The sequence below is a fragment of the Bacteroidota bacterium genome, assembly GCA_040388375.1.
Lineage (GTDB): Bacteria > Bacteroidota > Bacteroidia > UKL13-3 > UKL13-3 > JAAFJM01.
The window spans coordinates 18,749-43,128 of sequence record JAZKBU010000003.1; the positions used below are offsets into that span (position 1 = coordinate 18,749).

The 24,380-nt window shown below is 36.1% G+C and carries 13 protein-coding genes; 9 read left to right on the plus strand and 4 right to left on the minus strand.

Translation table 11 applies throughout. The features are described 5' to 3' along the window. Window positions 1-105 precede the first annotated feature (105 nt). Window positions 106-1,821, plus strand: coding sequence for a lysine--tRNA ligase (gene lysS, locus V4538_03185; protein ID MES2380017.1), 1,716 nt, complete (start codon window positions 106-108; stop codon window positions 1,819-1,821). 80 nt (window positions 1,822-1,901) lie between these two features. On the opposite strand, the gene V4538_03190 is transcribed toward lysS, so the two are convergent. Continuing rightward, window positions 1,902-3,863 (minus strand): glycosyltransferase, encoded by a 1,962-nt coding sequence (locus V4538_03190; protein MES2380018.1) that lies wholly within the window; start codon window positions 3,861-3,863, stop codon window positions 1,902-1,904. A gap of 200 nt (window positions 3,864-4,063) precedes the next feature. On the opposite strand from V4538_03190, the gene V4538_03195 reads away from it, so the two are divergent. Genes V4538_03195 through V4538_03205 form a run of 3 tightly spaced genes read left to right on the plus strand, consistent with a single transcriptional unit; the run spans window position 4,064 to window position 7,031 of the window. Further along, window positions 4,064-5,143, plus strand: coding sequence for an endonuclease/exonuclease/phosphatase family protein (locus V4538_03195; protein ID MES2380019.1), 1,080 nt, complete (start codon window positions 4,064-4,066; stop codon window positions 5,141-5,143). Between the two features lie 34 nt (window positions 5,144-5,177). Continuing rightward, a complete protein-coding gene (locus V4538_03200; protein MES2380020.1) occupies window positions 5,178-6,095 on the plus strand; it encodes a ribonuclease Z in 918 nt (305 codons plus the stop codon). Window positions 6,096-6,152: 57 nt separating this feature from the next. Next, window positions 6,153-7,031, plus strand: a complete 879-nt coding sequence (locus V4538_03205; GenBank protein MES2380021.1) for a class I SAM-dependent methyltransferase — start codon at window positions 6,153-6,155, stop codon at window positions 7,029-7,031. A gap of 84 nt (window positions 7,032-7,115) precedes the next feature. On the opposite strand, the gene V4538_03210 is transcribed toward V4538_03205, so the two are convergent. Then, complete coding sequence (locus V4538_03210; protein MES2380022.1) at window positions 7,116-8,195, minus strand: ice-binding family protein; 1,080 nt, start codon at window positions 8,193-8,195, stop codon at window positions 7,116-7,118. Window positions 8,196-8,409: 214 nt separating this feature from the next. Further along, entirely contained in the window at window positions 8,410-9,150 is a 741-nt protein-coding gene (locus V4538_03215; GenBank protein MES2380023.1) for a LytTR family DNA-binding domain-containing protein, read from the minus strand. A 398-nt stretch (window positions 9,151-9,548) separates the two neighbouring features. Here V4538_03215 and V4538_03220 point away from each other — a divergent pair, with 398 nt between their 5' ends. The 4 genes from V4538_03220 (at window position 9,549) to V4538_03235 (ending at window position 16,150) form a co-directional block, all read left to right on the plus strand. Then, complete coding sequence (locus tag V4538_03220) at window positions 9,549-10,169, plus strand: TetR/AcrR family transcriptional regulator (protein MES2380024.1); 621 nt, start codon at window positions 9,549-9,551, stop codon at window positions 10,167-10,169. Between the two features lie 4 nt (window positions 10,170-10,173). After that, window positions 10,174-11,502, plus strand: a complete 1,329-nt coding sequence (locus V4538_03225; protein MES2380025.1) for a TolC family protein — start codon at window positions 10,174-10,176, stop codon at window positions 11,500-11,502. 39 nt (window positions 11,503-11,541) lie between these two features. Next, window positions 11,542-12,678 (plus strand): efflux RND transporter periplasmic adaptor subunit, encoded by a 1,137-nt coding sequence (locus V4538_03230; GenBank protein ID MES2380026.1) that lies wholly within the window; start codon window positions 11,542-11,544, stop codon window positions 12,676-12,678. 88 nt (window positions 12,679-12,766) lie between these two features. Then, on the plus strand, window positions 12,767-16,150 hold the full coding sequence (locus V4538_03235) for an efflux RND transporter permease subunit (GenBank protein MES2380027.1): 3,384 nt from the start codon (window positions 12,767-12,769) through the stop codon (window positions 16,148-16,150). A gap of 124 nt (window positions 16,151-16,274) precedes the next feature. Here V4538_03235 and V4538_03240 read toward each other — a convergent pair whose 3' ends face one another. Next, the gene (locus tag V4538_03240) at window positions 16,275-17,078 is read right to left on the minus strand and encodes a LytTR family DNA-binding domain-containing protein (protein MES2380028.1); all 804 of its coding nucleotides are present in this window, start codon (window positions 17,076-17,078) and stop codon (window positions 16,275-16,277) included. A gap of 220 nt (window positions 17,079-17,298) precedes the next feature. On the opposite strand from V4538_03240, the gene V4538_03245 reads away from it, so the two are divergent. Continuing rightward, the gene (locus tag V4538_03245; protein ID MES2380029.1) at window positions 17,299-24,243 is read left to right on the plus strand and encodes an immunoglobulin domain-containing protein; all 6,945 of its coding nucleotides are present in this window, start codon (window positions 17,299-17,301) and stop codon (window positions 24,241-24,243) included. Window positions 24,244-24,380 lie beyond the last annotated feature (137 nt).

Below are 24,380 nucleotides of genomic sequence, written 5' to 3' on the forward strand. Positions count from 1 at the left end.
TCATGAGAAACCAGCTATTTTTTTAAGTATTAACGAGGTACAAATAAAAGTCAAGTTTATAAGTGTAGAAATACTATTTTTGCCCCTCTATTTTTTTAAGTATTTATGAGCAATCAACTAAGCGAACAAGAATTATTACGCAGACAAAAATTACAAGATATGCGCCAGTTGGGTATTGACCCATTTCCGGCTGCATTGTTTCCCATTTCTCATTTATCAGTGGAGGCTACTGAAAAGTATAGCGCCAATAACGAAAGTGAAGAAATGAAGCAGGTAACTTTTGCAGGCCGTATTATGAGCGTTCGCGATATGGGTAAAGCTTGTTTTGCTGTATTACAGGATAGTGCGGGCAAATTGCAGGTATATGTGCGTAGAGATGATATTTGCCCAGATGAAGACAAAACTTTATACGATACCGTTTTCAAAAAACTAATTGATATAGGTGATATAATTGGTATAACAGGTTATATGTTTACCACCAAAACAGGCGAAATCTCGCTACATGCCAAAACAATGCAAGTATTGAGTAAATCAATCAAACCACTTCCTATTGTAAAAGAAAAAGATGGAGAAACATTTGATGCCGTTACCGATCCTGAATTTCGTTACCGCCAACGTTATGCTGATTTAATTATAAACCCACATGTAAAAGAGACTTTTCAAAAACGCAGTGTAATGATTAAAACCATCCGCGATTTTTTGAACGACAATGGAGCTTTGGAAGTAGATACTCCTGTATTACAAAATATTCCAGGTGGTGCAGCTGCAAGGCCATTTACAACCCATCATAACGCTTTAGATGTGCCTTTTTATTTGCGTATAGCAAACGAGCTTTATTTAAAACGTTTAATAGTGGGCGGTTTTGATTTTGTATATGAATTTAGCCGCAACTTCCGTAATGAAGGAATGGATAGAACACACAATCCGGAATTTACCGTATTAGAGTTTTATGTGGCTTATAAAGATTATAACTGGATGATGGATTTTACAGAGCAATTATTAGAAAAAATTGCTTTAGAAATGCATGGAACCACAGAAGTAACCGTAGGCGATAAAACCATTAATTTTAAAGCACCATTTAAACGTTTACCAATATACGATGCCATCCAGCAGTTTACAGGAATAGATGTAAGCAGTATGAATGAAACACAATTACGTGAAGCATGTAAGCAACTAAATATTCCAACTACGCCAAGTATGGGTAAAGGAAAATTAGTAGATGAAATTTTTGGCGCAAAATGCGAAGGCAATTTTATAGAACCAACGTTTATAACAGATTATCCTGTAGAATTAAGCCCGTTAACTAAAAAACACAGAACTAAAGAAGGTTTGGTAGAGCGTTTTGAATTGATGGTAAATGGTAAAGAAATAGCCAATGCCTATTCAGAGTTAAATGACCCGATAGACCAACGCGAACGTTTTGAAGACCAAGTGGCATTAATGGAACGTGGCGATGATGAGGCCATGTTTATTGACCATGATTTTTTACGTGCATTAGAATATGGTATGCCGCCAACAGCGGGTATTGGAATAGGTATAGATAGATTAGCGATGTTATTAACCAACCAACATTCTATTCAGGATGTGTTGTTTTTCCCGCAAATGCGCCCTGAGAAAAAACAATTAGAGTTAACCGCTGAGGAAAAACAAATTTTAGAAATATTGAAACCAAATATGAGCATGTCATTACCCGATTTAAAACAAGCAGTAGCTAGTTTAAGTGGCAAGCAATGGGATAAAGCCATGAAAGGTTTAGCTGCACACGGTTTAACCAAAGTTGAGTTGAATGGGGAGTTAAAAACAGTGAATTATATTGGATAAGTGAAACTAATATAAGATAAAACAAAAAAGGGGTTTTGAAATTTCAAAGCCCCTTTTTTATTTATAATAGTAAGAAGTATTTAATTACCCCAACTTCTGATAGAACGAATCAATATTAAGAAGTCTTTCTCTACGGAATAATCTTTAGCATACAAGAAGTTTAATTTTTGAATAGTTATTTGGTTATAGCTTTTGCCACTCAAGTCCCTTATTGGGTTTAATACACCTTCTCTTAGCTTAGGCAATAATTTAATATTGTCAGCTTGCGCATAACCAACCCATGTTTTTTCTCCTAATAAAACCTGCGTCCAGTTTTTAATAAACTGCATTTTGTTTTTTATTATTAATGTAAACAATGGAATAAATGGTAAAACAAAAATAGCAAACAATACATCAAAAGCTCTTTTCTTTTGTAGCTCCCATGCTTTGCTGAGCGATAAGTTTAACTCAATGGTATAGAAATCGCCAGGTGTATTTTTATTGTTACTACCTATTATAAACAAGCTTTCTTCAGGTACAATTTTGAATAAAATTTCCTGCTGCTTCATTCTACCCATCCACTCTATAATTTGCGAAGCCGCCAAATCTTTAGAGCAAAAAATAATTTCTTCAATCTTTAATAAATCAACAACCTCGTGTAGTTGCGATACATTGCCTAAATATTGGTTGTCCGAAGTGTTATTGTCGTCAATAGCTATAAAGCCAAAATAATCAGCCTTTGCTTTTGATTTAACCAATAAATCCTGTACTCTGCTTACTTCATTGTAGTTTCCAACAATAGCCGTTCTTAATCTGTTACTAAAGCTAAAACTTAGTTTGCCATTTTTAATCCAAAACATGACGAAACGGTCAAAGTAACTTGTTATAATAGTGCTGATGGTTCCAAGTACTATAATAGCACGGCTAAAGCGATAAGTATCGTTTAAAAAGGCATAAAAAACAGCTATGGCTAAGGAGCCGACTAAAACCCCTTTGCTTACACTTAAAAAAGTTTTTCGTTTGTTATAAGCACCTGCTAAATAAAGTCCCGACATCCACAATATAGCATAAACTATACTGTTAATGAGTACCGTATTAAAGCTGTAAGCTGTTGGTATATTAAATTTGTATAATGAGTAAACCCTGCTTAATGTAAACACACTACCAATAATTAAAAGCATATCAATTAAAGGTAAGTAAGTAGCTTTTGCCACACGCGTAATGATAGCTGCAGCTGCTCTAATATAAATAGCAAAGTTTATGAGTAAGCCAAAGGTTTGAGCATGTTTTTGCGAATAATGCTTTTGCGCAAAAATGATCATGGCCTTGTAAAAGGTAAATACAAAGTTTACACTTGTTTTTTTTGTGCTTTCCCCTTTATAGTGAATAATAGTAGCATCATGGAAATAGTAGTTATAAGAACCGCTTTTAGTAACCCGGTAACTTAAATCTATATCTTCACCATACATAAAATAATCTTCATCCAACAATCCTATTTTATCTAAAACAGTTTTACGAAGCATCATGAATGCACCTGCCAGTACATCAACCTTATGAGTTTGGTTTTTGTTTAAGTAGCCTAAATGATATTTACCAAATTTTTTCGATTTTGGAAATAAAGCCGCCAAACCAAATATTTTATAAAAAGCTACGTCAGGTGTGGGTAAACCCCTTTTGCTTTCAGGTAAATATTTCCCCGAGCCATCTATCATTTTAACGCCAACCGCACCGGCATCGGGTGTTTGTTCCATAAACTGAATAACTTTATGGAAACATTGCTCCTCAACTACAGTATCAGGGTTTAGTAATAAAATAAATTCGCCTTTAGCAATTTTAATGGCTTGGTTATTTGCCTTGCTAAAACCAACATTTTCTTTGTTTTCAATAAAAATTACGTCATTGGCAAATTTCCGTTTAATCATTTCGCAGCTACCATCAACGGAATGGTTGTCAACTACCAATATTTCAGAGTCAATGCCAACACACGCTTTTTTAACCGAGTGTATAGCCTGTTCTAAGAAATACTTTACATTATAATTTACTATTACTATTGATAGTTTCAAATTGATTACCTTGCCTTTTTATGTTAAGCAAATATAAGGTTTGGAACGATGTTTTTTGTTAAATTTTGCTTTCAGAAGTATTATTTACAATTAGGAAACAATTAGCTAATGAGCTGATTAAAATTTTTAATCAAAATGTTGTAATTCACATTTAAAAAAGTTTGTTTGCCTCACTTTTACTATAAGCCTTTAAAAATAAAATGAAAATATTTTCCTGGTTGGTTTTAATTTTAAATATAGTTGCTGTATTGGCCTTATTTGGTGCCTATTCCGCAGCTTATATCAGCCCGAATCAGTTTTGGTTTATAGCATTTTTAGGTCTAAGTTTTCCTATCATTTTAATTATAAATTTTCTTTTTATTATCTACTGGGCTGTTACTTTCAGCTTCAAGTTTTTATATTCATTTATTGCCATTTTAATAGGTATTACCACCATTCAAAGATTTATTCAGTTTGGTACTGTAAAGGAACAGGATGTACCCAATTCCATTAATATAGTTGATTTTAACACCAGGGCTTTTGGTGCGCTGGATGATTTGGAATATGACCCTGCTATTTATTTTGACCAATTAGACCATATTAAACCGGATGTTTTTTGCTTTCAGGAATTTGTTTCCTATAACACCAAAAAAGACCAAAAAATGTTTGAACGGTTGTTTACTGAGTATAGTAGTTTTTATATGTTTAATTTAAATGCAAAAACCAAACCCTATACAGGTTATAGTCTTAGTATTATGAGCCGATTTCCTATTGTTAAATCAGGTTTTGTAGAGCGCATGAACAGTGGTGGAAATTGTACTATTTTTGTTGACATAGCAAAGGGTGGAGATACCATAAGAATTCTCAATACACATCTTAAATCAATAGCTTTTGAAAAACAGGATTACCAAGCCGTAGAGGGTTTAAAAGAACCTGATAGGGATATTAGTTTGTTTAATGTAAAGCATATAGCCTATAAGCTTAAAAAAGCATTTATAGCCAGATCAAAACAAGCAGAAGCCATTCGTAAATTTATTGATGAATCGCCACATAAAGTAATTGTAACAGGCGATTTTAATGACTCTCCGGCAAGTTATGCTTATAATTTAATAAGAGGCGATATGAAAGATGCTTTTGTAGAAAGTGGTTCAGGGTTTAGTTCTACTTACACAGGCAAAATGCCATCCTTCCGTATAGATTATATATTGGCCGATAAGAGTTTTGAAATTATCAACTACAAACCTTTTGAATTAAGCTTCAGCGATCATAAAATGGTTAGTGCAACTATTAAATTGAAATAGTAGTTTTTAGCTGTAAAATTTGTAGCATTGCATTATGGCTTTCGAAGTAACAATATTAGGTAACAGCAGTGCATCGCCAACTCCCAACAGGCATCCTAGCGGGCAGTATTTAAACATACTCGATCATCATATTCTGGTTGACTGTGGTGAGGGAACGCAAATGCAGTTACAAAAATATAAAATCAAAAAGTCACGCATTAACCAAATATTTATAAGCCATGTGCATGGCGACCATATTTTAGGCTTACCCGGTTTATTGTTAAGTATGAATTTACTACAAAGGGAAACGCCATTGCATATATACGGGCCTAAAGAATTATTCGAAATATTGAATGTGTTTTTTAAGTATAGTGAAACCAAGTTTTATTACGAATTACACTACCATACTATTGACCCGAATAAAACGGAAGTATTGTTTGAGAACATTTATTACAAAGTAATTTCATTTCCGTTGTTTCATAGAATACCAACAGCCGGTTTTTTATTTCAGGAACGAAGCAAATTGCGAAAACTGAATACAGAGGCTTGCGAAAAATATAAAGTGCCATTTACCCATTTTAACGATATAAAAAGAGGAAAAGATTATTTAAGCCCGGATGGAAAAACACATATTAAAAACGATTTGCTAAGTTTTGACCCGGGTAGTCCCATAACGTATGCTTATTGTAGCGATACTGTTTACGATGAAAGAGTGATTGAATCCGTTAGTCAGGCCGATATACTTTACCATGAATCAACCTTTTTGCATGATAAGCTCCAACGAGCAGTTGATACCATGCATACAACTGCAAAACAAGCCGGTATAGTGGCTAGCAAGGCCAGTGTTAAAAAATTAATTATAGGCCATTTTAGCGCCCGATACGATGATTTACAACCTTTATTAGAAGAAGCAAGAGGCCAGTTTAGCAATACAGAAATAGCTGATGAAGGACGCACTTTTGTAATGGAGTAACCAGCCAGGGTATTAACTGCAAAATGAAATACCTATATTTGCCCCACTATTTTATTTATGCAAACATTTACACCCAAGCATTGGCAACAGTATGAGTTATTAGATTGTGGCGATTTTGAAAAACTAGAAAGATTTGGCACCTTAACATTACGCAGGCCGGAACCACAGGCTTTGTGGAGTAAAAAATGGAGTGAGCAGGAGTGGAATAAACTAGCCGATATTACCTTTAAATCTAAAACAAGTCACAATGGCGATTGGATTAAAAAGCAAAAGACCCTGCCCGATAAATGGAAACTAAACTACGCTTTTAAAGACTTAAACTTAAACTTTAATTTATCGCTTACCTCGTTTAAACACGTGGGTATTTTTCCGGAGCAGGCCGCTAACTGGGATTATATTTTTGAAAACTTGAAGAAAGTAAAAGGCGAGCAACCCAGGTTTTTAAATTTGTTTGCATATACGGGTGGAGCAAGCATAGCTGCTAAGGCTGCAGGAGCAGATGTAACCCATGTTGATAGTGTTAAGCAAGTAATAACATGGAGCAAAGAAAATATGGAATCATCTAACCTAACAGATATACGTTGGGTAGTAGAGGATGCGATGAAGTTTGTGAAAAGAGAAGTTAAAAGAGGTAAAACATACCACGGCATTATATTAGATCCACCGGCTTATGGTATAGGAGCTAATGGCGAGCGCTGGCAGTTGGAAAATAGTATTAATGAGTTGTTGGGCGATGTAGCTAAAATACTGGAGCCAAATAATCACTTTTTAATTCTGAATGTATACTCTCTCGGATTGAGTGCTTTGGTGGTTCAGAATTTGATAGAAAACAATTTTAAACAAAATAAAGATTTGAATTTTGGCGAACTATTTCTGCAGGGAAAATCGGGCATTCAGTTGCCTTTAGGTATTGTGGGCAGATATAGTTTGTTATAAATTCTTATAGTTATTCTGTAAATATTTAAATAAAAAAATCCGAAGCTAACACTTCGGATTTTTTTATTTAAAGGCGTTGTCAGTTTATGGTTTTGTAACAATACTTGCATCTATAATAACGGCTGTTTGCGCTAGCGCACGCCCACTAAATGTAGCACCTGTTTTTAGCGTAATGCCGGTCTGTGATAATACTACTCCTTTAAAATGAGCAGTTGTACCTATTACTACTTCGCCAGCCACTTGCCAAAAAATATTTTCAGGTTTAGCACCACCACTTAAGGTAATATTTACCCCTGCACTTACATCAAGGTCACCGGCAATTTGAAATATCCATACATCAGTTGCGCTGCCTGATATAACAAGGTTTGTTGGTACAGTAACGGTGTTTGTCCATTTGTACAAGCCGGGAACCAATGTTTTACCTCCAATATTACCTGTTCCTAATTCAAGGTAATCAGGTATGGAGCGGCCTGCAGCATTGTTGTAAGCCGTGATCATATCATTAACGGCTCCAGTTAAAATATTTGAAGTTGGAACGGCCATATCAGCTGCAAATACTTTTCCAGTAACCTGTGATGAAGTGGCGTAGCCCGTGGCATCTACTAATGAAAAACCAGTTATGTAAGAGGTAGCAGCAGGGCTTAATCCTAAGTCGCCAGTTATAGCTGAAGTAGGGCTATTGTTAATAGCTGTTTTAGCTAGGATAACATAATTCTCGGCTGCACCCAGATAAACGGGTATTAGGCCAACAGAATCATCACCTGTTATAAAATTCCATGAAACACTTGTTTTTAGCGCAACGCTCAGTAATGTTTTAACTCCGGTACTAATGGTAGCTGTGTATACTGTATTCTGTTTTAAAGGTGAAGCGGGTTTAAAGGCAGCGGTTAAATTAGTATAAGTAACCACTCCCACAATTGTATTGTTCCCTTGTTTTAAAGTAAAGGTGGTATTGTTAATAGTGTTTGCGTCCATCGGTTCGCTAAAGCTTACTGTAATGGCTTTATTAATAGGCATATTTGTGGCATTCACTATCGGGCTTCTTGATACTATTGAAAGAGAATCAGATAAGGTAGTAGGTGTTGTACCTTTATCTTTTTGACAGGCAGTAAAAGCAATGGAAGCAATACATGCCAGCATTGTAATTGTTTTTTTAATAATCATTTAGTTTCGGATTTGCAGTTGCGCGATTAGCACATAGACTGAACAGATATTCAGTATGCAAACATGGACTATTAAAAGTGTTAGCTTTTACATTAGGCAAACTAATAGTTACATAAGTCACATGTTTAATACATGTAGCTTATTAAAAGAAGGTGAAATAATTAATTATTAGATAGAATGCAAGAGAGGATAATACTAAGTAGTAAGGACGTGCCTACATTTTGTATTTTTTCTTAATCTGGAAGAAGTAACTTCTGCTTATTTCAAATGGTTTTTCAATGCCTTTTAAATACAATCTTCCTGTATCGTTAGTCCACTTTTCTATTTTTAATACATTTAGTAAGTTAACTATAGTAGAGCGGTGAATTTGAATAAATACATCAGAAGGTAATTTAGCATCCCAGTTTTTGATAGAGTTGTATGTAATGCTCAATTTACCATCGGTCATAAATACTTTGGTATAGTTACCATATGCCTCAATATAGTTGATGTCTTTTATTTTGATAAAGTTCATTTTATTATCAAAATTCAACAATATAATCTGATCAGATTGGAATTTCTCATCAGAGTCCTGGTCTATTTCAGTTTCTTCGGCAATAGTCGATGCGGTAATACGTTCAATGGCTTTGCTGATACGAGAAGCACTTATTGGTTTTAAAATATAATCAACAGCATTTAATTCAAATGCTTTTACAGCAAAGTTTTCGTGAGAGGTTATAAATATAATTTTGGGAGTACAGTTAATTTCTCCCATCAAATCAATGGAGGTGAGCCCGTTTAAATCAATGTCTAATAATAATAAATCAGGTTGAAGCTCATTGATTACATTTTTGGCTTCATCAAAAGTAGAAGCCTCTCCAACTAATTCAATATGCGGAAACTGTTCCAATACTTTTTTCAAAGTAATGCGCATCATTTCTACATCGTCAACTAAAACTGCTCTTATATTTTTCATTATTTACAAAAACCGACCATGAAAATTTTGTTTCACTAAATCAGTGAGCAAAATAACTAATTTTATGTAAATGGTGGTATAATTTATACAAGCGTAAATTAAATTATTTTTTTTAATTCTTGACTCCTTAATTATTAGGGAATTATGTTTTTTAATCTCAGCAGGCATAACAAGCATAATCTATTGGTAAGTTTTAGCTAATAAACTTTACTGTTTAATACCTGATAGCTTTATTGCTTACATGAGATTAGTCAAACAAAAACAGGTGCAATTTTTATAAAGTGCTGATAAATAAAATACTCCGTAAACTTAAAAACTACCGGAAACTTTTTTTATAAAAAAAGTTTCCGGTATAAAAAAAGTTTTTCATATTTGCATCCGAATTAAACGTACCGAAATTGGAAAGCAAAAACAAAATATTAGAAGGAGCTGAAAGCCTGTTTATGAAATATGGCTTTAAAAGCATTACCATGGATGATATTGCTCGCGAATTAGGCATTTCAAAAAAAACATTGTATCAATACTTTGAAGATAAGAATGATTTGGTTAATCAAACCATTCAGGCTCATATTGACAATGATGCTGTTGTATGTAATAGAATAATTGAAGAGGGTTATGACCCTATTGAGTTTATGTTTGAAATGAGCAAGTCTATTACTAAAAATCAACGTAAAGTAAATGTGGCAGTTCTTTTTGATTTACGCAAATACTTTAAGTCTGCTTGGGATAAAATGGAGAAATTCCGCTTAGAGTATATTTTAAAAAACATACTTAGCAATATTTCAAAAGGGCAGGAGTTGGGTTTATACCGAACAGATATTAATGAAGTACTGATAGCCAAATTATATGTACACAATATTGAATTTGTAATGACCCCTGAATTGTACCAGGATATATCAACCGATTTTCATTACATACACCTGGAGTCTTTAAAATATCACTTACGCGGTATTTGTACTGATAAAGGATTGAAAAAATTAAATAAAATAACCGAAACCCAAAATAACAACACAAAATAGAACTATGATTACTAGAATTTATATGCTGATACTGGCAGCATTCTTCAGCATAAATGTGCTTTTGGCTCAGCAAACCGTGGAAGTAAAAAAACTCAGTTTGCGCGAAGCCGTGGAAATGGCAAAAACGAATAACTATACGGTGCGTAACGTAAAATTAGATCAGTTAGCAGCCGAAAAGAAAGTAAATGAAATACTATCAAACGGCTTACCTCAAATTAATGCAAGTGGTAACTTTACAAACAACCTTGTTATCTCATCAAATGCCATCAATTTTGGCGGGCAAACAACCATTATTAAATTTGGTCAGCCTTACACGGTTACCGGTTCCATTACAGCTACCCAATTACTTTTTGACGGAGGCTTTTTTTTAGGTGTAAAAGCAGCTAAGGAATATGTAAACTTAGCTAAAATAGGTGTTAAGTTAAGCAATACCGAAATAGAAGCGGCTATAAACAAACTTTACTTTGCTGCTTTAATAAGTGATGCAGGTATTAAAATGATGGAACGCAACCTTGAATTAATGGGTAAAACTTTGAATGATTTAAAAGAAGTTTACAAAGCAGGATTGAGAGAAAAAATTGATGTAGACAGAATGCAATTGTCATATTCAAATACGAACATTCAGTTGGATAAATTGAGAGACCAATTAACCCTTTCGTACATGGTTTTAAAAATGCAGTTAGGTTTAAAAGTAACCGATAGCATTGCACTAAGCGATAACTTAGAAAAATTATACGGTGAACAAAAAACCTTAGTGGTAGAAAATAAAATAAACTTTTTAAACAGACCGGATTACCAAATGGTAGATCAGCAAATTAAATTGCAGGACTACGATAGAAAACGTTATTTATTAGGTTATGCTCCTTCTTTATCAGCTATGTTCTCTCACCAGCAAAATACTTTTGGAGAGGAATTTAGCCAACTGGGTTCACCATGGTATAACGGAACTTTCTGGGCTTTAAACTTAAACGTTCCTATTTTTGACGGACTACGTAAATCAGCTCAAATACAACAAACTAAAATTAACAAAGCCAAGTTTGAAAACAGCAAAAAGAATTTGGAAAGCACTATTGAAAATGATGTAGAGCAAGCCAGATTAAAGTATGTAAGAGCAGTAGAGCAATTGAGCGTACAAAAGAAAAATGTAGAGTTAGCTGAAGATATCTATAACCAGGCCAATGTTAAATTTACGAATGGTGTAGGTTCAAATTTAGAACTTTCGAGTGCTGAAAATGATATGAAAAACGCGCAAACCAATTACCTGTCATCCATATTTGATTTATTAAGTGCGCAGGTAGATTTAAAAAAGGCACTTGGACAACTAGGAAACTAAAATAAAAACAAACAGAAAAAATATAATAATAATATACAAATGAAAAACGTAAAAGTAATAATTGCTATTTTAACAATCATAACGATAGCCCTAACCTCATGCGGAGGTGCAGATACGATTGAAGCAAAACAAGCGAAGCTTGAAAAATTAAAAGCAGAACAAGCTACTTTAGCTACCAATATTAAAACATTGGAAGACGAAATAAAATCAAGTGGAGCTAAAATTGAAAAACGTGAAAAAATAGTAAACGTAGCAGTGAGCAATGTTGCAACTACAAACTTTAAACATTTTATTGATGTACAAGGTAGAGTAGATGGTGATGAAAATACTACTATTAGTGCTAAAGTACCGGGATTGGTATTAAACGTATTGGTTAAACCGGGTTCAGTGGTTAAAGCCGGTCAGGTTTTGGCTGAGTTAGACGGAAATGCTACTCGCAAACAAATGCAATCAATGGAAACTAACTTAACTTTAGTAACTGATTTGTACAACAAACAAAAAACTTTATGGGAAAAACAAGTAGGTTCTGAAATGCAGTACAAACAAGCTAAAGCCAATAAAGAATCAATGGAGCAACAAATTGCATCGGTACGCGAACAATTGGCTATGTACAAAATTACATCACCGGTTAATGGAACTATTGATATTGTAAACTTAAAAGTAGGACAAACTGCTGCACCCGGACAACCTTATTTTACCATTGTTAACTTTAACAAATTAAAAGTAAAAGCTGATGTGGCTGAAAGTTATGCTAACAAAATTAAAGAAGGAAATGATGTTCAAATTACTTTCCCTGATATTGATAAAAGTATCAATGCTAAAATTACCTATAGCGGAAAAGGCATTAGTGCTTTAAACAGAACTTTTAGTGTTGAAGTGGCATTGCCTAGCGATGAAAGCTATTTGCCAAACATGATTGCTGTAGTAAAAATTATTGATTATGCAAAAAGCGATGTAATTGTAATTCCGGTTAATTGTATTCAAAACGCAGAGGGTGAAAACCACGTATTTGTGGCTGTAAAAGAAGGCGACAGAACCATTGCTAAAAAACGTGCTGTAAAAGTGGGTGTAACATACAACGATAAAGCGGAGATAATTGGTGGTTTAGCAAAAGGTGAGCAATTAATTACCGAAGGTTATAGCGACTTAAACGATGGCGAGTTAATTAAATTTTAGTTAGTAGAATTTAGAGTATAAATTATCACAACTGCTTGATGTAAGTATCTTTTGTAAGACAATTTATTGAAAGCTAAAAGCAAAAAATATGCTAGATAAAATAAAAGAATTTAAGCCCTCGAGCTGGGCTATAGATAACAAGACAAGTATTTATATTATGACCATTATTATAACCTTAGCCGGTTTAATGAGTTATAATAGCTTGCCAAAAGAACAATTTCCGGAGGTAGTATTTCCGCAAATTATAGTAAGTACTGTTCAGGCGGGAACATCGCCTAAGGACATGGAGAATATTGTAACCAAACATTTAGAAAAGAGTTTAAAATCTATTTCGGGTGTTAAAAAAATTACAAGTAATACCATTCAGAATATTAGTTTAATTACTGTTGAGTTTAATACTGATGTGCAAATACCTGTAGCTAAGCAAAGGGTAAAAGATCAGGTGGATAAAGCACGTAAGGATTTACCTCAGGTGCTTACCAGCGAGCCTTCGGTAATGGAAATTGACGTATCGCAAATGCCTATTATGTTTGTGCATCTGTCAGGCGATTATCCTTTAGACAAGTTAAAGTCGTATGCAGAAGATTTACAAGACAGGATTGAAGGTTTAAAAGAAATTACCCGTGCTGATATAGTTGGTGCATTGGATAGAGAGGTTCAGGTTAACCTTGATATGTACAAAATGCAATCGGCTGATGTAACTATGTACGATGTAATGCAAGCCATAGGAAACGAAAACGTAACTATTAGTGGTGGTACGGTTAAAATGGATGGTTTATTGCGTGAGATTAACGTAATAGGTCAGTATGCAGATGCTAAAAAAATAGCTGATATAACTATTCGTTCAGGTAGCGGAGCTATTGTTTACTTACGCGATATTGCTGAGGTAAAAGATGGCTTTAAAGAGCAGGAAAGTTTTGCCCGTTTAGAGCATAAAAATGTAATTACCTTAAACATTGTTAAAAAGAGTGGTCAAAACTTAATTGACGCAAGTGATAAAATAAGGAAACTAACTGAGGAGTTAAAAGAAAGTCATTTCCCTGATGGTTTAAAAATTACTATAACCGGTGACCAGTCAGACAAAACACGTGTTACTTTACATGATTTGATTAATACCATTGTTATTGGTTTTATATTGGTAACAGTAATCTTAATGTTTTTTATGGGTGCTACCAATGCCTTGTTTGTGGCTATGTCAGTACCTTTATCAATGGCGGTTGCGTTTTTAGTATTGCCTAGTTTAGGGTTTACTTTAAACATGATTGTATTGTTTGCTTTCTTACTGGCGTTGGGTATTGTGGTGGATGATGCCATTGTGGTAATTGAAAACACGCATCGTATTTTTGAAAATGGGAAGGTCCCTATTAAAAAAGCGGCTAAGCTAGCCGCAGGCGAGGTATTTCTGCCCGTACTTTCGGGTACCTTAACTACTTTAGCACCATTTATTCCTTTGGCATTCTGGCAAGGCGTAATTGGTAAGTTTATGTTCTTTTTACCGGTAACCTTAATTATAACTTTATTGGCTTCGTTAGTGGTAGCTTATATTATTAACCCGGTATTTGCGGTTGGTTTTATGAAAACACATGAAGAGGAAGAAGCACAACGTAAAAATACCAAAGGCTTTAAAATTACTTCGGTTGTATTTGGTGTAATAGTATTGCTTTCTTACCTATCGGGTAACTTTGGTATGGGTAATTTTATACTTACTCTTTATGGTTTGTATTGCTTAAATCGTTTTGTGTTGTACAAAACCATTGGCACATTCCAAAACAAAACATGGCCAGCTATACAAGAAAAATACCGTAGATTAATTACCTGGTGTTTGGCCGGAAGCCGTCCGATTTGGATTTTAGTAGGCACTATTGGTTTATTATTCTTTAGCTTCTTCTTGGTTTCAGTTCGTACACCTAAAATAGTTTTCTTCCCTCAGGCATCACCTAATTTTGTGTATACTTATATTCAAATGCCAATAGGTACTAACCAAGTAAAAACAGATTCGATTACTAAATTAGTAGAAGAAAGAATTTACAAAGAAATAGGCGATAGCAATAAAATAGTAGAGTCAGTTATTTCTAACGTAGCTATTGGTGCAGGCGATCCAAGTCAGTTTGAAGCAGGAGCTCAATCGCACTTAGGTAAAGTAACTGTTGCTTTTGTGGAGTTTGGAAAACGTGATGGAGTGGAAACATTGGATTATTTAGATAGAATAAGGAATGCAGTGAAAAATATTCCGGGTGCTCAAATAACGGTAGAGCAAGAACAAGGTGGACCTCCAACAGGTAAAGCCGTTAATATAGAAATTATTGGTGATGACTTTAATGAGTTAACCGGTGTTTCTAAAAGTTTGAAACGTTACTTAGATTCGTTGCAAATTCCGGGAGTAGAGGAGTTGAAATCAGATTTGATTACCAACAAGCCTGAAATTTTAATTGAAATAGACAGAGAGCGTGCTAACCGCGAAGGCATTACTTCAGCGCAAATTGGTCAGGCTTTACGTGGTGCTATCTTTGGTATCGAAGTATCGAAATTTAAAGATGCAAACGATGATTACCCTATTCAGGTGCGCTATAACGAAAGCCAACGTAACAATATTGATGCTTTGATGAACTTAAAAATTACTTACCGCGATATGAATATGGGTGGACAGTTACGTTCGGTTCCATTATCATCGGTTGCTAAGTTAAAATACAGTCAAACTTATGGTGGTATTAAACGTAAAAATCAAAAACGTATGGTTACTTTAGGTTCAAATGTATTGACCGGATTTAATGCAAATGAGGTAGTAGCGATGGTGAAAAAAGCGGTAGCAAAATACGACTTACCTGCTACAGTAACGGTGGATATGACAGGTGAGCAAGAACAACAAGCGGAAACTGGTTCGTTCTTAGTAAATGCCATGATGGTTTCATTAGGATTGATTTTCTTGATTTTGGTTACTCAATTTAATTCAATTTCAAAACCGGTTATTATACTAAGTGAAATAATTTTTAGTATTATTGGAGTGTTATTAGGATTCTCAATCTTTAAAATGGATATGTCTATTCTAATGACTGGTATTGGTATTGTGGCGCTGGCGGGTATTGTGGTGCGGAATGGAATACTCTTGGTAGAGTTTACCGAAATACTGATAGAAAACGGAATGGAAACAAAAGAAGCTATTATAGAAGCTGGTAAAACGCGTATGACTCCGGTTATACTAACAGCATCAGCAACTATGTTAGGTTTAATTCCGTTAGCGGTAGGTTTAAATATTGACTTCGTGACTTTATTTACTCATGGCAATCCGCATATCTTCTTTGGTGGTGATAGTGTTGCCTTCTGGGGACCATTATCTTGGACAATGATTTTTGGATTATTGTTCGCCACGCTCTTAACTTTAATATTAGTACCTGTCATGTTATTGCTCTCAGAATCAATCAAAAAAAGATTTTTTCCGAAAAGAGCAAACAAACACACACATGATGCGTTATAATATACAATATTACACTTTGGGGTAGAGGTGTAATTGTTTCATAGGCTAAAACGAGGTCTCCCGCAAGGGAGCCTCGTTTTTTTATTTATACTATGTTGTTGGATTAAAAGTGTGGGTGCTAAATTTAAATCTTAGCTCGCTCAATAAAGGTGTAGAATTCATCTTTACGTTCCCTAGCCAAATGCACAATGTCTCCATTTTCCATTAATACATGCCCGCCATCTTGTTTTACCACTTCCTTTATATAATCTATATTAATAAGGAAACTGCGGTGCGTTCTGAAGAAAGTATTTGTTTGGGTGAGTGAAGGTTCAAAGTCTTTTACCTTTTTGCTGATAAAATACTTGGTTCCGTCCTGCATAAATATATGCGTATAACTACCATCAGCCTTTAAGTATACAATATCCTTTACGGCTACAAAAACCAACCCGTGCGACATAGGCAACGCAATTTTTTTAACATGATTTTCCTCCAGGTTCTCCTTTAAGGTTTCCACCTTTTGAGTCATTTGCGAATTACCCCTGTACTTGGTTACTTTTTTTACCGCATCAATCAGCTTTTCAATTTGTATAGGCTTTAATAAATAATCGATAGCCGAAACCTGAAAAGCTTGCAAAGCATACTCACTATAAGCAGTGGTAAATATAACCGAGAACTGAATATCGTCAAAAAAATCGAGTAGCTGAAAACCTGTATAGCCGGGCATTTCAATATCTAAAAAAACAATTTCGGGCTTGTGTTTATTAATGGCTTTTATACCACTCAGCACATCTTCGGCCGACTCAAGCACTTCTATTTCCGGGCAATGTTCAGCAATAAGCGTTTCCATAATACGTCTTGCCTTTGCCTCGTCATCAATAATGATAGCGCTATACTTTTTTGTTGCCATGTCGTCAGCGCAAGTTAAATATTCTTCGTTATTACTCAATGTTTTTGCTAATTACCTGCAAGGTTATAGCAATTAAATAAATATACAGGTTGCTTTCTACCAAAGGTAGGTTTCAGTTCATAAACCTAAACAGACGCACCTTTCCATACATGAATGGTAAAAAAGCTTCACTTATAAATTAATAGCTGCTGTTCATGAATTGCAGCAAGCAAAGCTTATAGCAGGAGTTGAATTTTGGCTCATGAAATCTGTTTATTTTATGAAAACTAAAATTATTATCAATTTACTGTTTGTGCTGTTTGCTTTTAAAGCAGTGGCCCAACAGCCGCAGTTTGTGTGGCAAAAACGAATGGGCTCTGAGAGTGCTAATGAAAATACAGGCAGGGTAAGTACCGACTCTTTGGGCAATGCTTATACTACAGGAACATTCATCACGTCATCAAGTTATTTGTATTATCCTGATTTGCCTAGTACTACTCCGCAATTTGCTTCTGGTATATCATTAAGTAATTATAGTAACGATGCCTATGTAATGAAGTATAGTAAGGATGCGGCCTACCAATGGCTTACACCATACCATTATAACTTAACCGAAACAGGCACGCACATACACACCGCTGCCGATGGTATTAATTATACCACAGGTTTACATAACAACAGTGCGCAACATTATTTTGCCAAGTACAGCACCACCGGTACTTTAACTTGGCGCAGGTCATTAGACGGAACAACAGGTGGCTCGCAAATACCCGGAGGCATTATAGAAGATGCTAACAGAAATGTTTTTGGTGCAGGAGCTTTTTCAGGTACGCATGTATATCAGGTTTCGCCAGCTATTAACTTAGTTTCTGCCGGGGCTACCGATGCTTATTTAGTAAGTTATACAGCCACCGGAACCCACAGATGGGCTAAACGATTTGGAGGCACGGGAACAGAAGTAGTAAAAGCACTGGCATACGATGGTGGTCAGTTTATATACGTAGCCGGTGAGTTTCAAGGGGCGGTTGATTTTAACCCCGATGCAGGTGTATTTACTTTAACAGGTGCAACAGGTACTGCTAAAGATTTTTTTGTAGCTAAGTTTGATACTGCAGGTAATTTTATTACAGCCTTTCAACTAATAACGGGTGTTAACAGCATGACCGATTTAACACTGGATGCTGCAGGCAATATGTATATAGTAGGTAGTTACTCACAGGTTATTGATTTTGATGCAAGCGCTGCTACTTATACTTTATCGTCAGTTAATACCAGTAACGATGCTTTTGTTTTAAAGGTAAGCAATAGCGGAAACTTTATATGGGTACGCGACTTTGGAGGCATGGGTGCTGATGAAATAAGCGATATAACTTTAGATAACTCGGCAAACATATATGTAGGCGGTAAGTTTAGTTCAGCTACTTTAACTTATGGTAGCAATACTTTAAACAATAGTGGCACTTTAAATACGCTAAGCGATGGTTTCTTTTCCATGTTAGACTCATCGGGTACCGTTAAATGGTGCTATAAAATAGGTGCTGCTGCCAATAACGATGCCATAACAGGTATTGCCCTTGATAAGCAAAGAAACTTATACCTAACAGGAACTTATATTGGTGCAGTAAACTTTAATGTTTTAGGTGGCAATGGTCAGGTTTTCTCTACCCAATCTAATACAATAAGCGATGCGTTTTTAGTAAAGTACAGTACCGAGTGCCCTAAATTGATAGCCCCCGTTGGCAGTACAGGCGCATGTATGGGAAGCACCTTACATTTAAACCCTGTATTAGGTGCGGACAATTATACTTACCAATGGTATAACAATGGCTTAAGCTTAAGTAACAACACCAAGTATGGAGGTGCGCAGGACGATACTTTAATTATTAATAACTATGCTGCGGCAGATACAGGTAAATACGTATTGCAAATAAACAATGCCATATGCGGTGCTTTTGTAAGCGATACTTTTAAACTAAACTATACCGGTACAAACTTATCAAATGCTTTATTGTACGATTTACCTATTAACAATAGCACTTTTGTGAATAGCGTGAACCAACAAAATTTAGTCAGCGTATTAAACTACGGTGGCTATACTGCCAACAGAAACAATATAAGCAGTTCAGCTATAGCTTTAACCAGTGGTTTTAACTCATTTAGTTTGCCAACTGTTTATAATGCTAATGAAGTTTCAGTAAGTTTCTGGTACAAGCCACAAGCCCTACAAGCAGGTATTACTTATGGTGCCCTTGTACATAGTAATTCATCAGGCCACATGCACATGGCTATGAGAAACGATTATACATTGGGTTGGTATAGGGCAGGTACCAATACCTTTTATCCAAGCAATACCATTTTAGCTGCCGGCAACTGGCACCATATAGTATTAGTAAAAAAAGGAACCAATAGTAAGTTTTATGTAAATGGTGCCGTAGTGTACGAAACCAACACCGCTATAGCTACTACAGCGGCTACTATAAGCAGGTTGTTTGGTGATGGAACATCGGGAGGTGCTTTGGGAATATACGACCAGATAAAAGTATATACACGCGAGTTAAACGATTTAGAAATACAAACCATATACAAAAACATAGAGCTACTGAGTGTAGCTGCCGACCCTTTTGCCTGCCTTGGTAGCGGAGCCCGTATGGAAGCCAGTTTTTCCGGTACTAATTTAAACTACCAGTGGTATAAAAATGCACAACCATTAAGCAACGGGGCTAAGTTTACAGGGGTAAATACTGACTCCTTATTTATTAGCAATGGCGTTATTGCCGATAGCGGAAACTACTATGTAGTAGCAGCCAACCCGGGAGTATATGCCTGTATCAATAACCAAACCGATAGCATTTATTTTGAAGCAGGCACACCTGCTATTAGTACCGGGTTATTACATGCATATAATTTTAACAGTAATTTATTGGATAGGGTAGGTACTAACCATGCAGTAGGTACCGGCATATATGCAGTAGGTAACAGGTTTGCTATTAATGTGGGAGCTGGGCTTAATTTAACCAACATGGGTAACTCAGTGCCTATAACAGGTGTAAACAGAGATACCATTTCCGTTTCATTATGGTTTAACGGTGCAAGCACTGCGGTAAACAGAGTGCTTTTAAGCCCTGCTTCAGGCAATGCCCGCCATTTAAAAGTAGGTACTGACGATGTAATAGGCTTTGTAAACGGAACAGGTGTTTTTGTGCCTTCAAAAGCCAAATTAAGTGCTGCTACCTGGACACATATAGTAATAACCAAAGTAGGTTTAAACCAAAAAATATATGTAAACGGAATACTGGTTTTAAACAGCAATAACTCCTTCTCCAATAACAATGCAGTAAATGCATTGTCCATATTTGGTTTTGGTCCAAGCAATACAGATAAAGCATCAGGTTTGCTGGACGATGTAAGAATATATAGCAAAGAGCTAACACAAGCCGATGTATATGGACTGTACAGGCACTTTGAATTTAATAAGCAACCTGTTAGTACTGTAGCCTGTAATGGTTTTAGCAATATAAAATTAATTGGAGGCGTAGAAAACCCCCACGAAACACAATACCAGTACCAATGGAAAAAAAATGGAGTAGCATTGAGCAATGGCGTAAAATATAGCGGTGTAAATGACGATAGTTTATGGGTAAACAATACCACGTTTGCCGATACCGGAAATTATACATTAGAGCTTACCTCAGCTTACGTACCATGTTTGAAATGGGAAAGCAATGTGGCCAATATAATAATAAATACAGCCAGTTTAATGGCGGATAGTTTAAGACTATACTATAAGTTTAATGGCTCCGTAGCTGATTACAGCGGACGCAACGTAAACAGTACAGCTAACAATGTAACCTATACCACCGGTTTAAAAACGGCCAGCAATGCAGCCCTTAACTGTAATGGCAGCAATACCTTTGTAAGCAGTACCGGCATAGTGCCAACAGGCACCACCCGAATAACCATTGCTACCTGGTTTAAAACAAGCGCCTTTGGTGGTATAGTAGGTAACAGCAGTACATTACCAAGCACTAATCCTTCCACTTTCCATCCAGTTATTTATGTAGGTACTGATAACAAGTTAAAAGGTAAATTTAACAATGGCAGTGCCACCCCTATGTCGTCAAGCGCTATGGTAAACGATAATGTTTGGCACCATGTAGCCATTACTTTAAATGGCGGTGTACAAAGTTTGTTTTTAGATGGTGTTTTGGTAAGTACCCTATCAGCAGCTACACCGGCCATACAAAACAATTTTACCATAGGAACTGCTTTTGCTACCGGTTGGCCAAGTGCTTTAACAGGTTGGTATTATTTTCAAGGCGCTATAGATGAAACAAGGTTTTATAACAATGCCTTATCAGCCGAAGAAATAGCACGCTTATACAATACACATGGTTTTGCCAATGCAGGCAATACCCAAATGAACGTATGTAAAAACACAGGTGCTGTAATCGAGTCAAACGCAGTGGGTACAGGTATAGCTTACCGCTGGCGCAAAAACGGGGTGCTGTTAAGCAATAGCAGTAACCTAAGCGGAACAGATAGTACAGCATTGGTATTTAATTCAATCAACGTTAGCGATTCAGGGCGTTATACGGTTGAAATAGCCAATAATTGTTTAACGCTGGTATCAGATACAGTAAGGGTAAATATAATAACCCCCGTTGTTATTACCAGCCAACCACAAAATACCAGTACCTGTAATGGCGGTGTAGCTGCTTTAACAGTAGGCATACAGGCAAGCAGTCCGGTTTACCAATGGAAAAAAGCAGGTGTTGCACTGGTAAATAATGGCACTACTATAGCAGGGGCACAAAGCCAAACACTTACTTTAAGCAATGTAAGCGCAAGCGATACGGGTTTGTATTATTGCGTAATAAATAACAGTTGCAATATAGATTCGAGCATAGCCGTTCGTTTATCATTAAATAGTGGATTGCAATTATTGCAGTTGCCCGTAGCCACCGTAGCTTGCCAAAACCAAAGCAGTTATTTATTTGTGCGTGCTTCCGATTTAGGAGCCACTTATACCTGGAAGAAAAATGGCAATGTAATAGCAAGCAGCAATAACGATACCTTGTTTTTTACCAATACACTTTTAAGCGATAGCGGACAGTATAGCGTAGTAGTAAATAGCTTATGCGGTATAGACTCCAGTGCCAATGTAAAGCTAAGCGTAAACAAAGCTACCACCATTACAGCACAACCTGTTGGCAATACAACAGTGTGTAGTGGAAACAATGTAACATTAAACATAACAGCCGATGGTGTAAACCTTACATACCAATGGCGCAAAAATGGAGTAGATATAAATGGTGCTACCAACAGTATATTAAATATAAACAGTGTGCAGGTAAGCGATAGTGGTAACTATACTTGTTTGGTTACAAGTGCCTGTGCTAATATAGTTTCCAATACAGCCAGACTTAACGTAAACCAGGCTAACCAAATACAAACACAACCATTGGCTTTGCAAAACAAATGCACTGGCAACAATGCCATACTATGGGTAAGTGCCATAGGTAATAATATTACCTACTTATGGAAACGCAATGGGGTAGCTGTTGCCGCCAGTAATAACGATACCTTGTTCAGGAATAATGTAACCATTGCAGGCGATTCAGGTATTTATACCGTTGATGTATCAAGCGCTACCTGTCCAACAGTAACATCAAACCAAGCAAGGTTAACTATTAGTGTGGCAACAGCTATTGTTACACAACCAACTAATAAAGTAGCCTGTGTGGGTAGGTCAGTTCAATTTGTAATAGTAGCCAATGGAAGTAATTTACAATACCAATGGCGTAAAAACGGAACGGATATTAGCAATGCAACAGATGCCAATTACAGCATTGCTAATTTTGCTTTAGCCGATACAGGCGTTTACTCATGTGTAGTTACAGGTAGCTGTGGTACACCCGTTGTTTCAGCCAATGCCACTTTATCGTTAAGCATTCCAATTGCTATTACCAATCAACCTGTAACACCTGTTAAAGTGTGTGGCAATGCCAACTCATACGTTAATTTAAATGTAGCGGCAACGGGTAGTGTATTGGCTTACCAATGGTTTAGAAATGGTAATCCGTTAAACAACCAAACCAATGTTATAACAGGTGCTACCAGTAGTAATTTATCAGTAGCTATTAATTCGGTAGGTGCAGGTAATTATACTTGTAAAGTATATGGCGCTTGCGATACTTTAACATCTAATGTTAGTGAAGTATCATATTATGCCAGTTCGCAAATTATAAACGAGCCTGTTTCAGCTTCGGTATGTGCGGGGTCAACAGCCGTGTTTAAAGTAAACATTACAAGCGATGGCATTAACAGTTACCAATGGTTACGCAATGGTACAAACCTGCCAACCAACCCAAGGTATAGTGGCATTAACAGCGACTCGCTGGTTATAACAAATGTAAACGGTAGCGATGTCGGCAACTACTCACTTACATTTACTGATGTATGTAATGTACAGTATTTCTCTGCACCTGCTAATTTAAGTATGTCAAGCGGTATAGCTATTGTAGTACAATCACCCGCTGCAGTAAATATTTGTACCAATAACAATGGCGTATTGTTTGTGCAGGTAAACAACAGTGCAGCTACTTACCAATGGAAAAAAAATGGAATAACTATAAACAATGCCACTAACGATAGCTTGTTGCTCAACAATGCAAGTACTGCCGATAATGGTTCTTATACCTGCGATATAACAAGTACCTGTGGCAATATTACTTCCGTTGCTTCGGTAGTGAGTGTAACAGCAGGGCCAACACCTACCATTACCCAAAACGGTAATACCATGAGTACCCAAACATTTACTACTTACCAATGGAAAAAAAATGGTATAAACATAGCCGGTGCACAAAGTCAATCATACACGGCTACAGAAAGTGGTACCTATGCAGTAAGCGTTAACAATGGTAGTTGTAATGCTACTTCAGCCGACTATAATTTTACCTATGTAAGTGTAGCTGATGTAGTATTAAAAACAAATGGTATAACGGTATATCCAAATCCTTTTCAGTCTGTTTTAAACATAGCTACAACAGGCAAAGCAACGGATTGGGTAGTGGAGCTGTATTCGGTTACCGGTGTACTTTATAAAAGCATCAGCTTTAACCAATCAACGGCATTAGATGTAGCAGATTTAGCCGCTGGGGTATATGTAGTAAAAGCCACCAACAACCAAAACGAAAGCATTACTTTAAAAGTAATTAAACAATAAAAGCTTGATAAAACTTGTTGGTGAAGAACACCAACAAGGGCGGAAAATAGTGAAACAATAAGCAAACCTTAAGCTTATGAAAAAGCCCCGACCAATTATTTGTCGGGGCTTTTTGTTATGTAGGAGGTCACGGCCGT